The organism is Kaistella sp. SH40-3, assembly GCF_030686865.1.
Classification (GTDB): Bacteria; Bacteroidota; Bacteroidia; order Flavobacteriales; family Weeksellaceae; genus Kaistella.
The window spans coordinates 248,357-262,496 of record NZ_JAQYUS010000003.1 but is presented as its reverse complement, the minus strand read 5'-3'; the positions used below and the strand labels follow the sequence as shown (position 1 = coordinate 262,496).

Below are 14,140 nucleotides of genomic sequence, written 5' to 3'. Positions count from 1 at the left end.
CGAGAAATTGATGATGAATTTAAGGCGCTTGAATTTTCGCTACAATTTTATCAACGATTTGGTCAGCCGTAATTTCTTCGGCTTCGGCTTCGAAACTCAGTCCGATGCGATGACGCAAAACATCTTTGGCAATTTCTTTGACATCTTCTGGAATTACAAAAGCACGATTCTTTAAAAATGCCATTGCTCTTGCTGCGATTGATAAATTGATGGACGCTCTTGGTGAAGCCCCAAAACTGATATAGTTTTTTAAATCTGAAAGACCATATTTTTCTGGGAAACGCGTTGCGAAAACCATATCCAAAATATACTTTTCGATTTTCTCATCGAGGTAAATTTGGTTAATTAATTTTTTGGCTTCGGTAACATTATCTAAAGTTATAACCGGGCTGATTTCCGGAGAATGTCCGCTCGCAACCATATTCATGATTTTTCTTTCATCTTCAAAATCAGGATAAGTGATGACACATTTCAACATAAAACGGTCACTTTGCGCTTCTGGCAAAAGATAAGTTCCTTCTTGGTCGATCGGGTTCTGTGTTGCCAATACCAAAAATGGTTTCGGTAACGACATGGTTTCATCGCCGATTGTTACTTGCTTTTCCTGCATGGCTTCTAATAACGCTGATTGCACTTTTGAAGGCGCACGGTTGATCTCATCTGCCAAAACAAAATTGGCGAAAATTGGACCTTTCTTTATGGAGAAATCATTGTCTTTAATACTGTAAATCATTGTTCCGACCACATCTGCGGGGAGCAAATCGGGCGTAAACTGAATTCGGGAAAAGGCTCCGTGAACAGCGTCGGCCAAAGTTTTAATGGCTAAAGTTTTTGCCAAACCAGGAACTCCTTCCAGCAAGACGTGTCCATTACCTAGAAGACCGATTAATAGTCGATCTACCATGTATTCTTGTCCGATAATTGCTTTGTTGATTTCTTGTTTTAAAAGGGTAAAAAAGTAATTCTGTTCTCTTACTTTTTCTGTTAACTGTCTAATATCTTCGGCTTGATTGAGTTCTGACATATTGTTTGTAGAATTTTAAAGTGTAAATTTCCAATAATTAGGAACACCAATCAACACAATTAATGCCAATAATGAGTTAAAGTTTGTTAAACCTTATCGCTATTGACCTGTTTGAAAAAATGGGGAACTTTTAGATTAAGGTATTTAAGATTAAAATATAAGGTTGAAGTCCAGTTTTATTCTTTGAATTCTGTGACAAAATCGTAAATCTAAATTGATGAAACTCAGCGAAATTCTTGTCATTTTCAGTTAATTAACCTATTTTTGGGGCTTAAAATAATGGCAAAATGAATTATCATTTTCAGGCACACCGACAAGTTCGACGAAACCTTTTAGAAATCTTGCAAAATACTTCAACCAAAGATTTGTTGTTGATTCCCGATGGTTTTAATAATAATATTTACTGGAATATTGCACATTGTGTGGCGACGCAGCAATTATTGCATTATTATTTGAGTGGAAATCCTTTTCGCATCGATACTTACTGGATTGAAACCTACAAAAAAGGAACGCTTCCGAATTTGAATGTTCAGCAATCAGAAATTGATGATCTGGCTTTTCTTCTGACCGAAACATCAAAGGTTTTAATGAAAGATTATGACGATGATTTCTTCCCGGATTACACTTCTTACACCACCAGTTTTGGATTGGATTTAAAGAATATTCAAGACGCTATTATTTTCAACAACATGCACGAAAGTATTCATTTAGGATATGCAATGGCTCAAAAAAGAGCAATTCTCGGCGAGCAATTTTAAAAAAATACCGTTCCAATTTCAAGGGAATGAACGTAAAAAACCTTGAGCATTTAATTTTTAAAGAACTTATGAAAGAAGATTTTATATTTGGGTTACGCCCAGTAATTGAAGCAATTGAAGCCGGAAAAACCGTTGATAAAGTATTTTTGCAAAATGGTTTACAAGGAGATATTTATTATGAATTAAAAGATCTTTTGGCAAAACACAAAATCAGACCGAATTTTGTCCCTATTGAAAAACTGAATCGTTTTACCAGAAAGAATCATCAGGGAGTTGTTGCTTTTATTTCAGATGTTCCTTTTCATTCGATTGAAAATATTTTACCTGAACTTTTTGAAGCCGGGAAAACACCTTTCCTTTTAATTTTAGACCGTTTAACAGATGTTAGAAACTTTGGAGCCATTTGCAGAACTGCAGAATGTGCCGGAGTTGATGCCGTGATTATTCCAGAGAAAGGTGGAGCGCCAATGAATTCAGATGCGATTAAAACTTCCGCCGGTGCGATGTACAATATTATCATTTGCAAAGAGAAAAACCTTGGTCATACCGTTGATTTCCTTCAGCAGTCTGGTGTTCAGGTTTTTTCTGCAACGGAAAAAGCACAGAAGTTATACTATGATGTTGATTTTACTGGTCCTTGCGCCATCGTAATGGGAAATGAAGAAACAGGGATTTCTAAAGAAGTTCTTCATCATTCAGATGAGAAAATAAAACTTCCAATGGAAGGAAAAACGCAATCCTTAAATGTTTCTGTGGCTTGTGGTGCGATTCTTTTTGAAGCGACCCGTCAGCGATTGAAAATGTAATTTCCTTAAAATAAATCCTTCAACTTTAATATAATTTCTATTTGAAAAGAATTTTTATCTTTAATAAAAAATAGAAGGGATATGCAAAAGAGCACGATTGTGAAAAATGAAGTTCGCGCTTACGTTAAAGAAAAAATCACCCAAAAAATTCAGAAACTGGAGGATTTTATGGAGTTTACTTTGGAGGCAAGTCGTGAGGTGAAAAAAACTTCAAAGTATGATTCGATCCGCGAAGAAATGCAGGAAGAAATTTATCAAATGCAAAAGCAGTTGGCTTCACTAAAGGATTTACAAAGAAATTTAGCGAAAATAGCAGACAAAACCTCGGTGAGAATTCAGTTGGGTTCCATCGTTTTCACCAATAAAGCAAGATTTTACATTTCGGTTTCTCTGGGGGAGTTTTTCTTTGAAGGAGATCGGTTTTATGCTATTTCTGAAGAAAGTCCGATGGCGAAAATTATGTTTGGTAAACAGGTCGGTGATTCTTTCACGCTCAATAATATCAGTCAGGTTATCGAACAAATCTGGTAACCTTTAATTAAAAATTAAAAATGGATCAAGTAGAAGTCTTAAAAAATATCATCGAGACCAGAAGAAGTATTTTCCCTAAATCCTATTCTACAGACGAAATAGATGAAAATGTTCTTGAAGAGATTTTGAATTCGGCAAACTTTGCACCGAATCATAAACGGACAAAACCTTGGCGGCTAAAAATTTTCCGAGGTGAAGAAAAAAATCAATTGGGAATTACGCTTGCAAATATCTATCAACAAACTGTAAATTCCCAATCGTTTCTGGAAAAGAAATTTTTAGATATTACTGATAAAGTAGCAAAGTCGAATGCGATTATCACAATTTCTGTAAATTTCAGTGGTTTGCTGCCGGAATGGGAAGAAATTGCAGCAACAGCAATGGCAGTTCAAAATATGTATCTGACCGCTACTGCTCATGAAATCGGTTGTTATTGGAGTACGCCGGGAATGATTAATCATTTGGGTGAATTTCTAGGTTTGGAAGAAAATCAAAAATGTATTGGTTTATTTTATTTAGGTAAAGTTTAAGTCTGTTGTAACATTACAAGTTTTTTGTCTACTTATATTAAAACATTTAACAAAAAATAAAAATAATGGAAACACATGGTTACAACAATCCGGAATCAACTCAGAATCCTAATCCTGGTTACAATCAAGGAAATTATCGCTCAGAAAAAAAGATGACGGCAGGTATTCTAGGAATACTATTGGGAGGTTTTGGAGTACATAAATTTTACCTTGGATACACCAAAGAAGGAATTATTCAATTGGTTTTAACTTTTGTGACGTGTGGAATAACGAGTATTATTGGTTTGATAGAAGGAATTCTTTACCTCGTAATGCCTGACGAACAATTTGACAGAACTTACGTTCAGAATAAGAAAGGTTGGTTTTAAAACAAAAAGAACTTCTAAATATTTAGAAGTTCTTTTTTTATGTTTTTAAGTCTTTTATTGATTCAATAAAATCGCCGCTTCTTTTGCCGCATAGGTGAAAATCATATCTGCACCCGCACGTTTAATACACGTTAAACTTTCGATGATCGCTTGGTCGTTATCTAACCAACCATTTTGTGCAGCCGCTTTTAACATCGCATATTCACCACTTACATTGTAAACTGCAATTGGTAAATCAATTACTTCACGAACTTTTGCAACAATATCGAGATACGGCATTCCCGGTTTAATCATGATAATGTCTGCGCCTTCAGCAACATCTTTTAAAACTTCATCAATCGCTTCTCTGGAATTGTGAAAATCCATTTGATAGGTTTTTTTATCTTTAGGAATTTCTACATTTTCTTTCGGTGCAGAATCTAAGGCATGTCTAAAAGGACCATAAAATGAACTTGCATATTTCGCCGCATAACTTAAAATTCCCACATCGGTAAAACCGCCTTCTTCTAAACCGGTTCTGATTGCTGCAACCCGTCCGTCCATCATGTCGCTTGGCGCAACAATATCTGCTCCGGCTTCTGCTAGTGAAACTGACATTTTTACTAATGAATCATTGGTCGCATCGTTGTCGATTTTTCCGTTGGTGATAATTCCGTCGTGACCGTAAATGGAGTAGGGGTCTAAAGCAACATCAGGCATGATCACCATTCCTGGAACTGCGTCTTTTATGGCTTTAATGGTGTTCTGCATCAAACCATTTGAATTCCAGGATTCTTTCCCGGTATTGTCTTTTAAATCCTCAGAAACTTTCATATAAAGATTAACTGCTTTTACGCCAAGAGAATATAATTCCTGACATTCTTTTACAGTAAGATCCAATGTTCTCCTGAAAATTCCTGGCATTGATGATATAGGTTCCTGTTTGTTAACACCTTCCATTACGAAAATTGGCATAACAAAATCGTTGGTAGTAAGTGTGGTTTCCTGAACTAACGCTCTGATTGCGGCATTGGTTCGCAATCTTCGGTTTCTAGAATAGATGATCATTTTTTTGGAATAGTATTTGATTAATCGTTTGCAAATTTAATTATAGTTTTGCGATAAAACTATTGAATTTCAAACAGAATTTCTTACATTTGTGAGTGTATATATTAAAATAAAATCATTATCGGTGAAAAAACTATTATTTTCTTTAATGTTTATCGGCACTTTAGCAGTTTTCTCGGAACAAGTTTCCGCGCAATCTGTTGATCGTGTTTCGATGATGACCAATCAAAAATCAGATGATGGGGTGATGGTTGCGTATCCAAATCCTGCTCGTGATTTTATAATAGTGAAGTCTAAAGACAATTCATTGAAAATTAAATCTGTTACATTTTATTCTATTTTAGGAATGCAAGTTGCAGAATATCAAATCAATAAAAATTCAGAAGAGATTCGTTTGGATAAACTTAGACCAGGTAAGTATTTGATGAGGTATGTTTTAAGTGATAACACTCAGAAAGTTACACAAATTGTTAAGCAATAAAATTTAAATCAATAAATATTAATCCTTGAATACTTCAAGGATTTTTTTTGTCCGCATTTTGGTTATTTAGAATTAATAAAAACTGAGAAAAAATTCCGTAATTTTGTAGCAATGGAAGCACGCGAAAAAATAGTAATTATTGGTGGTGGATTTGCTGGTTTACAATTGGCAAAATCACTGAATAATAAAAGAAAAAAGGTGATGGTAATCGACAAAGTCAACCATCACATGTTTCAGCCACTTTTCTACCAGGTTGCTTGTGGACGTATAGAGCCAAGTAACATTTCATTTCCTTTCAGAAAAATTTTTCAACGTTCCCGAAACATACAGTTTCGACTGACTGAAGTTCAAAGTATTGTTCCGGAGCAAAATAAAATTGTTACCGAAGAAGCGGAGTTTACCTATGATAAATTGGTGATTGCAACAGGTTGTAAAACAAATTTCTTTGGAAATGACAAAATGGAGCACTTGACTTTTGGTATGAAAAATACTCAGGAAGCCATTGCAATTAGAAACCATGTATTGTTGACCTTCGAGAAATTAATTATTGAAAGAAAACGCAGTGACGATGGAAACTGGAATATTGTTATTGTAGGAAGTGGACCAACCGGTGTGGAACTCGCAGGCGCTTTCGCTGAAATGAAAAAAGATATTCTTCCTCGTGATTATCCACATATGAATTTTGAGGATTTAAAAATTATTTTAATTAGTTCAACCGAAATGCCTCTTGGCGTAATGAGTGAGGAAGCCCAAAACAAATCAGCCCAATATTTAAAAGAATTAGGCGTCGATTTTATGAAAGGTGAAATGGTGACGGATTACGATGGGGACAAAGTCTATATGAAAAGCGGGAAAGAAATTGCGTCTAATAATGTAATTTGGGCCGCAGGAGTTACTGGTAATATTATTGATGGCTTAAGTCCTGAAGTGATTGTCAGAAACAGATTTAAAACAGATCGTTATAACCGAATTCTTGGTTATGATAATGTTTTTGCCATTGGCGATATCGCTTATATGGAAACTCCGAAATATCCAGCAGGTCATCCACAGGTTGCCAATGTAGCCATTAATCAAGGGAAAAATTTAGCCAATAACTTTCTAAAAAAATCACAAAAAGACTGGGAAGAATATGAATATATAGATAGAGGAAGTTTAGCTACCATAGGGAAACACCGTGCGGTTGTAGATCTTCCGAAATTTAAATTTCAAGGATTTCTTGCTTGGTATTTCTGGATGTTCTTACACTTAATGTTAATTTTAAGTGTTCGAAACAAATTAGCCGTTTTCTTCAACTGGATGTGGAGTTATATTAATAAAGACTCTTCATTAAGATTAATCATTATTCCTAATAAAAAGAACAATACTGAACAATGAGAATAGATATTATAAGTGTTTTGCCAGAATTAATGGAAAGTCCTTTTCAAACTTCAATATTGAAAAGAGCAATGCAAAAAGGTTTGGCAGAAGTCCATTTTCATCAGTTAAGAGATTGGAGTATTGGGAAACACCGCCAAATTGATGATGAGCCTTATGGCGGCGGTGCCGGAATGATTATGATGATTGAACCCATCGATAAATGCATTTCCGAATTAAAAGCCGAGCGGAATTATGATGAGGTGATTTACCTCACTCCAGATGGTGAAACTTTAAATCAAAAAATTGCCAATACGCTTTCGATTAAAAAAAATCTAATTTTTCTTTGTGGTCATTACAAAGGTATAGATCAGCGAGTTCGTGAACTTCATATAACCAAAGAAATCTCTATCGGCGATTATGTACTTACTGGCGGTGAATTGGCAGCCTGCGTTTTAGCAGATTCCATCATTCGATTATTACCCGGAGTTTTAAATGACGAACAGTCTGCGCTCACCGATTGTTTTCAGGATAATCTGCTTTCACCACCTATTTATACAAGACCTTCTGAGTACAAAGGTTTAAAAGTTCCCGATATCTTGTTGAGTGGCAACTCAAAAAAAATTGAGGAATGGGAACACGATCAGGCACTTAAAAACACTTTAGAAAAAAGACCGGATCTTTTGCAGGAAAAATAAAACGATTTTTTATGCTAAACTACTTTCATGGTAAAACAATTAATTTTTGGAATGGAAAATAAAAGCAACTCGGAATTAATTGGTTTTTACAATGTGGAAAATTTGTTTTGTCCAGATCTTCCCCGTGTTCATAAATTAGATCCTACCAAATCTGGATTACCCAATTGGGACGAACGTAAATATCAGAATAAACTTTCTAAAATTTCACAGGTCTTTCAACTAATATCTGAAAGTGAAAACGGGATGCCAATGCTCATCGGATTGGCTGAAGTACAAGGCAGAAAGCCATTGGAGGATTTGGTGAAATCAGATCCTTTTAATTCAACCTACGGAATTGTACATTATGAGTCTATGGACGAGCGTGGTGTAGATGTTGCGCTTCTCTACGAGCAATCGAAAATTGAAATAATTTCTTCTGAGCCCATCACGTATTTCTTTACCGTGGAAGGGGAGAAATCAGAATATTATGATACGACTAGAGATGTTCTGTTCTGCAAAGTGAAATATTTGGAAACCATCATTAATGTTTTCGTTCTTCACTTACCTTCTAAAAGAGAAAAAGATATCAATAAATCAAAACGAGAATATATTCTAAATGATTTAAATGAAAAGATTTCTAAATTAATTTCTACGACTGATGAAGGCGTTATGGTTTGTGGTGATTTTAATGAAAACCCCGATGAGGAAATGATATCTAATTTCATATATGATAAGGATTTCAACAGAATACTTTTTAATCCATATCTAGATTTGTTTAAAAATGAAAAATTTTCTACGTTTCATTACAAAAATGGCTTACTTTTTGACCAAATGATTTTCTCTGGTAATTTTTTAACCTCAAAGTTGCAGCTTTCATTTAAAGAATCAATGGTTTTTAATCATGAAAAATTAAGCACTTCTGATCGAAAATTTGCTGGTCGACCATTTAGAACATTTGCGGGCTCAAGATATCTTGGCGGTTACAGCGATCATTTCCCCATCTTGACCCTCTTTAATAAAGTTGAGAACTAATAATTTATAACAAACAAATCTTAAAATGAAAAATGCAATTAATGCCGAGTATCATTTAGATAAAATCGATAAAGAAATTATCTATATGTTAATGGACAATGCGAAAACATCTCTAGCGCTCATTTCAAAAAATGTCGGAATATCTACTACAGCAGTTCATCAAAGAATCAAAAAATTAGAAAATGCTGAAGTTATAGAGAATTCAATTTCGTTTCTTAATCCGCGGAAAATTGGTTTCAAGGTGGTATCTTTCCTCGGTGTGTTTCTGGAGCAACCAAGTCATTATAATGATGCCATAAAAGCGCTGAAGGAAATTAATGAAGTAGTAGAAGCCCATTATACCACAGGGAATTATACTATTTTTCTAAAAGTATTATGTCGGGACAATGACCACTTGATGGAGATTTTGAATAAAATTCAAAAACTAAAAGGAGTAACCAGAACCGAAACATTTATTTCCCTGGAACAAAGCATCAACAGACAATTAAAAGTTTAATCAACTACAAATTTTCAGTTGATAAAAAATTATGCATTTCATTTGAAGTGCATAATTTTTTTTAAAAGCAGTTTTAAAGAATTCCAGAAAGTAGGGTGACCATTTGTATATAATTGGTTAAATTTACATTCCTTAATTAAATAGAATATATTTTCTAATTAAACCTATTATTCATGCAAAAGACATTAGAAAAAAACGATATCAATTCTACGCAAAATCACGCTGAGATTCGCAACGAAGGTCTTGCCTTCACTACCAAATATTTCGAGACCCTCAATGTTAATAAAAGTGCTGTTGATCGCCGCGTGGCAACTTTATCAGGGAGAAGAAGTGTGAAAAAAGAATTCCAGGCAGCTTGGTTGCTTAAGGCGATTTCCATGATTGACCTTACGACTTTGGCTGGCGACGATACACGCGGAAATGTTTTGCGTTTGTGCGAAAAAGCCAAAAATCCTGTGCGCCAAGACATTCTTGAAAAATTAGGAATGCAGGACGCAAATCTTACAACAGGTGCTGTTTGTGTATATCACAATTTAATTCCGTTTGCGAAAGAAGCGTTGCAGGGAACTTCAATTCCGATTGCTGCGGTTTCTACAGGATTTCCAGCGGGTAAGATTTCCCTTGAAGATAAAATTACTGAAATCAAAAAATCGGTCGCCGCTGGCGCAAAAGAAATAGACATTGTTATTTCCAGGGATTTAGTTTTAGAATCAGAGTGGAAAGAACTCTATGACGAAATCAAATTATGTCGTGCCGCTTGTGGCGATGCACACATGAAAACCATTCTTGCCACAGGAGAAATCCCAACTTATACCAAAGTTGCAAAAGCCTCTTGGGTCGCAATGATGGCCGGCTCAGACTTCATCAAAACCTCTACTGGAAAAGAATCAGTGAATGCAACCTTAGCAGTAAGTCTTGTAATGATTCGCTGCATCCGTGATTATTATGAATTAACGGGCGTAAAAGTAGGCTACAAACCAGCAGGTGGAATTCAAAAGGCGAAACAGGCACTCGATTATTTAATTCTAATAAAAGAAGAATTAGGCAATGACTGGTTAACACCAGACCTTTTCCGATTCGGTGCAAGTTCCCTATTGGGTGACATCGAGCGACAGTTAGAACATTACGTAACTGGTCGATACAGCGCTGGATTTAGACATCCTATGGCATAAGGATCATACTGAAATTGGCGAAAGTATGGGCGCCTATTTCCGCCCTCCGTTCCCTCTTTTTTCATTGTCGGCTTCGAGACAGGCTCAGCCACCAATAAAAAAGAACTCCACTCAGGTCGGGGCGCATTGGGAACTAAATATAAATAAAGATTATAATAATAGAGACTAATATTTTTTAACAGAATAAATTTACCTTGCTCTTTTGAAAAACTTGAAAAAATAAAACTTTTGTGACTTTTGTGGCCGAAATTTCCGCAAGATCACATCAACACATCAACATAATGGAAATCAAAGAAATATACAACACCATGGTTTACGGTCCCGCCCCAGAAAGCGCAGCACCCGCTGTGGAATTTTTAGAAAATCATAACAGAAATTTCGAATTGTTTATCGGCGGAGAATGGGTAAAACCACACTCCAAAAAATATGCAGATTCCAACAATCCGTCTAATAAACAGTTTTTAGCAAAAATTGCTGAAGCTGACGAAACTGATGTTGATCTTGCTGTAAAAGCAGCCAACAAAGCGTTGCCAGAATGGGTTGCAATCGGTGGATTCGAACGTGCAAAATATTTGTATGCTATCGCAAGACAAATTCAAAAACATTCCAGACTGTTTGCAGTTTTAGAAACTTTAGATAATGGAAAACCGATTCGTGAAACCCGCGATATTGATATTCCGATTGTGGCAAGACATTTCTATCATCATGCAGGTTGGGCAAAATTGATGGAAACAGAATTTAGCGATTACCAGGAAGTTGGTGTAGTCGGGCAAATTATACCGTGGAACTTTCCATTAATGATGCTTTCTTGGAAAGTGGCTCCGGCTTTAGCAATGGGAAATACCATCGTTTTGAAACCTGCAGAATATACATCACTAACCGCTTTATTATTTGCAGAAATCTGTGAGAAAGTTGGATTGCCAAAAGGGGTTGTAAATGTAGTTACTGGAAAAGGAACCGTTGCTGGAAATGCTTTGGTTAATCACAACGATATTCAGAAAGTGGCGTTCACAGGTTCTACCAAAGTGGGTAAAACTTTGAGAACAAATATCGCTGGAACAGGTAAAAAAATCTCTTTAGAATTAGGCGGGAAATCACCATTTATCGTATTTGAAGACGCTGACTTAGATTCCGCAGTTGAAGGAATTGTAGATGCAATCTGGTTCAATCAGGGGCAGGTTTGCTGTGCCGGTTCTCGACTTCTTGTTCAGGAATCAGTTTCAGAAGTATTCTATAAAAAACTTCGTGACCGTATGGATACATTGCGAGTTGGCGATCCGATGGACAAAGCAATTGACATGGGTTCAATCGTGGACAAAGTTCAATTGAAAACCATCGATGATATGGTGAAAATTGGAATTAATGAAGGTTGTACGATTTACCAACCAAAAAATGGACTTCCGAAAAATGGCTGGTACTATCCACCAACTTTATTTACCGATGTTCCAACAAGTGCAGTCATTGCGCAGGAAGAAATATTCGGGCCTGTTTTGGTCGCCATGACTTTCCGTTCGCATAATGAGGCGGTGGCTTTAGCAAACAATACGCGTTATGGTTTGGCTTCAAGTTTGTGGACAGAAAACATTAATCTGGCTTTAGATATTGCGCCGAAAATCAAAGCAGGAAGCGTTTGGATCAACTGTACCAATCAGTTTGATGCGGCTGCAGGCTTTGGTGGTTATAGAGAATCTGGCTTCGGAAGAGAAGGTGGTAAGGAAGGTTTGTATGAATATATGAAACCAAAAGTGGAAGCAGAGTTTACTTCAAAACCAATTCTACCGAAAACTGAAAAAGTAAAGGATTCTAAAAAAACTAAAAACAGTTTGGCAGATATTGACCGTACAACCAAAATGTATATCGGTGGAAAACAAGCAAGACCAGATGGAGGTTACAGCACCGAAATCAAAAATGCGTTCGGAGAATATATCGGTGAAGTTTCTGAAGGAAACAGAAAAGATATTAGAAATGCTGTAGAAGCGGCCCATGCAGAAAAATCTTGGGGTGGAATGACCGGTCATGCAAGAGCGCAAGTTCTTTATTACATTGCCGAAAATTTAGCCATTAGATCTGAAGAATTTGCAGAGAGAATTGTTGAAATGACGAACGAATCTTTAGAGTCTGCTCAAGATGAGGTTGAAAAATCAATTGAAAGAATTTATACGTACGCGGCTTACGCTGATAAATATGACGGTGCAGCCCATTCAACTGTTCAGAGAATGGTGACTTTAGCAATGCCGGAAGCAATTGGAGTAATGGCGGTTATTTGTCCGGAAGAGAGTCCTTTACTAGGATTTATTTCTACGGTGATTCCAGCCATTGCAATGGGAAATAGAGTAGTGGTAGTTCCATCGGAAAAACATCCTTTCTCGGCAACCGATTTCTATCAGATTTTAGAAACTTCAGATGTTCCTGCTGGAACAGTAAATATTGTAACAGGACCGAAAGAAGAATTGGCTGGAGAACTTGCGAAACATTATAACATTGACGGTATTTGGTATTTCGGAACAGCAGAAGGAAGTAAAAATATCGAATTATTATCTACGGATTCTATGAAGCGGTCATGGGTGAATTTCGGAAAATACAGAAACTGGTTAAATCCAAAACATGGTGAAGGTCAGGAATTCTTAAGACATGCGACAGAAATTAAAAACATCTGGATTCCGTACGGAGCTTAGAAATTTTAAATCAAATATTTACAAAGCCACGAAATTTTCGTGGCTTTTTGTTTTTAAAGTTTAACTGCTAAATCGGTCAAAAATTAAAGCAGAAATAAAACTGGAAAATTTCACCATTAAGATTTGTGAAGAAATTAAAATAATTAAGATTTCTTTTAGAAACCCAACTAATGTGAACTTTCTACGCAAAAAATTAACTTAAACGAATTTGACTAAGGTGTAAAAGAAAACTTAATATTTTACAAGTAAAAAAATCTTTGTGACTTTTGTGGTTAAAAAGTTTTAATGGTTTTTCGTCCTAAAAAAATCTATTTTTGCAAACCAATGGCCAAAAGAAAAGTAAAAAGAAAAACAACCCGGAAAATTCACAAAAAACGCAAAAGACATTTTCTTCTGCGTAGAGAAATTCTGCTTTTATTTCTGGCTTTAACCTTAGTAGGAACGGGGTTTTACTTAAAACAGAAAATTTCTTTTCACTATTCGATGTATTTCAATAAATTCGAGCATAAAAAATTATCGAATTCGGAAGCAGAGGAAAATAGGATCAACAGAATTATTGGTGACTACGCCGATAAGACTTTTGGGATGGATATCTCTCATTACCAAAGAAAAGAAGATATTACGTGGGACAGTTTAAGTATTGGAAACCGAGCAATCCCAATAAAATTCGTTGTTCTTCGGGCAACAATGGGAAACAAATCTGCAGACAAACATTTCGATGAATTCTGGAATCTATCTAAAAAACACGAACTCATTCGCGGTGCTTATCATTTCTATAGAGCCGATGAAGATCCCGTTATGCAAGCCAATAATTTTCTGGAAAATGTGAAACTAGAATCTGGAGATTTGCCACCAATTTTAGATATTGAGAAAATTCCCAGACGGAAATCTACCAAAAAACTCGTTGAAGATTTAAAAATATGGTGTCGAATTGTGGAAGAAGCTTATGGCGCTAAACCAATTATTTACACCTATTACCATTACCATAAAGATTTTTTGAAAGGTGAGTTTAATGATTATCCATTGTGGTTGGCAAACTATAATGATGTGCCGCAACCTACACCCGACAGCGATTGGAAAATCTGGCAGTTTACCGAAAACGGAATCGTATATGGAATCAACACCAAAATCGATTTAAATGTCTTTAATGGAAATATGTGGTCGCTGAAAAGACTAACTTTAGATTAACA

The 14,140-nt window shown here is 35.8% G+C and carries 15 protein-coding genes; 13 read left to right on the top strand and 2 right to left on the bottom strand.

From position 1 onward, the window contains the following. Positions 1-19: 19 nt before the first annotated feature. A complete protein-coding gene (locus PUH65_RS07100; protein ID WP_305519178.1) occupies positions 20-1,024 on the bottom strand; it encodes a MoxR family ATPase in 1,005 nt (334 codons plus the stop codon). Positions 1,025-1,311: 287 nt separating this feature from the next. Here PUH65_RS07100 and PUH65_RS07095 point away from each other — a divergent pair, with 287 nt between their 5' ends. The 5 genes from PUH65_RS07095 (at position 1,312) to PUH65_RS07075 (ending at position 4,017) form a co-directional block, all read left to right on the top strand. Beyond that, the gene (locus tag PUH65_RS07095; protein WP_305519177.1) at positions 1,312-1,782 is read left to right on the top strand and encodes a DinB family protein; all 471 of its coding nucleotides are present in this window, start codon (positions 1,312-1,314) and stop codon (positions 1,780-1,782) included. 26 nt (positions 1,783-1,808) lie between these two features. After that, a complete protein-coding gene (gene rlmB, locus PUH65_RS07090) occupies positions 1,809-2,588 on the top strand; it encodes a 23S rRNA (guanosine(2251)-2'-O)-methyltransferase RlmB (protein ID WP_305519176.1) in 780 nt (259 codons plus the stop codon). Positions 2,589-2,669: 81 nt separating this feature from the next. After that, positions 2,670-3,119 carry a hypothetical protein gene (locus tag PUH65_RS07085; protein WP_305519175.1) on the top strand — a complete coding sequence of 150 codons (450 nt, stop codon included), beginning with the start codon at positions 2,670-2,672 and terminating at the stop codon, positions 3,117-3,119. Positions 3,120-3,139: 20 nt separating this feature from the next. After that, on the top strand, positions 3,140-3,649 hold the full coding sequence (locus PUH65_RS07080) for a nitroreductase (protein WP_305519174.1): 510 nt from the start codon (positions 3,140-3,142) through the stop codon (positions 3,647-3,649). 65 nt (positions 3,650-3,714) lie between these two features. Next, a complete protein-coding gene (locus PUH65_RS07075) occupies positions 3,715-4,017 on the top strand; it encodes a TM2 domain-containing protein (RefSeq protein ID WP_370692025.1) in 303 nt (100 codons plus the stop codon). A gap of 54 nt (positions 4,018-4,071) precedes the next feature. Here the strand turns inward: PUH65_RS07075 and hemB are convergent, their stop codons facing one another. Then, complete coding sequence (hemB, locus tag PUH65_RS07070) at positions 4,072-5,064, bottom strand: porphobilinogen synthase (RefSeq protein WP_305519173.1); 993 nt, start codon at positions 5,062-5,064, stop codon at positions 4,072-4,074. 124 nt (positions 5,065-5,188) lie between these two features. Here hemB and PUH65_RS07065 point away from each other — a divergent pair, with 124 nt between their 5' ends. The 8 genes from PUH65_RS07065 (at position 5,189) to PUH65_RS07030 (ending at position 14,138) form a co-directional block, all read left to right on the top strand. Next, positions 5,189-5,545, top strand: a complete 357-nt coding sequence (locus PUH65_RS07065; protein ID WP_305519172.1) for a T9SS type A sorting domain-containing protein — start codon at positions 5,189-5,191, stop codon at positions 5,543-5,545. Positions 5,546-5,656: 111 nt separating this feature from the next. Beyond that, positions 5,657-6,919 (top strand): NAD(P)/FAD-dependent oxidoreductase, encoded by a 1,263-nt coding sequence (locus PUH65_RS07060; RefSeq protein WP_305519171.1) that lies wholly within the window; start codon positions 5,657-5,659, stop codon positions 6,917-6,919. Further along, on the top strand, positions 6,916-7,596 hold the full coding sequence (trmD, locus tag PUH65_RS07055; RefSeq protein ID WP_305519170.1) for a tRNA (guanosine(37)-N1)-methyltransferase TrmD: 681 nt from the start codon (positions 6,916-6,918) through the stop codon (positions 7,594-7,596). Before PUH65_RS07060 ends, trmD begins: the two co-directional genes overlap by 4 nt. A gap of 27 nt (positions 7,597-7,623) precedes the next feature. Further along, the gene (locus tag PUH65_RS07050; RefSeq protein WP_305519169.1) at positions 7,624-8,607 is read left to right on the top strand and encodes an endonuclease; all 984 of its coding nucleotides are present in this window, start codon (positions 7,624-7,626) and stop codon (positions 8,605-8,607) included. Between the two features lie 25 nt (positions 8,608-8,632). Then, complete coding sequence (locus PUH65_RS07045; protein ID WP_305519168.1) at positions 8,633-9,103, top strand: Lrp/AsnC ligand binding domain-containing protein; 471 nt, start codon at positions 8,633-8,635, stop codon at positions 9,101-9,103. Positions 9,104-9,276: 173 nt separating this feature from the next. Next, positions 9,277-10,275: a deoxyribose-phosphate aldolase gene (gene deoC, locus PUH65_RS07040; protein WP_305519167.1), complete on the top strand. Its 999-nt coding sequence runs from the start codon at positions 9,277-9,279 to the stop codon at positions 10,273-10,275. 281 nt (positions 10,276-10,556) lie between these two features. Next, positions 10,557-12,950, top strand: coding sequence for an aldehyde dehydrogenase family protein (locus PUH65_RS07035; RefSeq protein WP_305519166.1), 2,394 nt, complete (start codon positions 10,557-10,559; stop codon positions 12,948-12,950). A 324-nt stretch (positions 12,951-13,274) separates the two neighbouring features. Beyond that, positions 13,275-14,138, top strand: coding sequence for a glycoside hydrolase family 25 protein (locus PUH65_RS07030; RefSeq protein ID WP_305519165.1), 864 nt, complete (start codon positions 13,275-13,277; stop codon positions 14,136-14,138). The last annotated feature ends 2 nt before the right edge of the window (positions 14,139-14,140 follow it).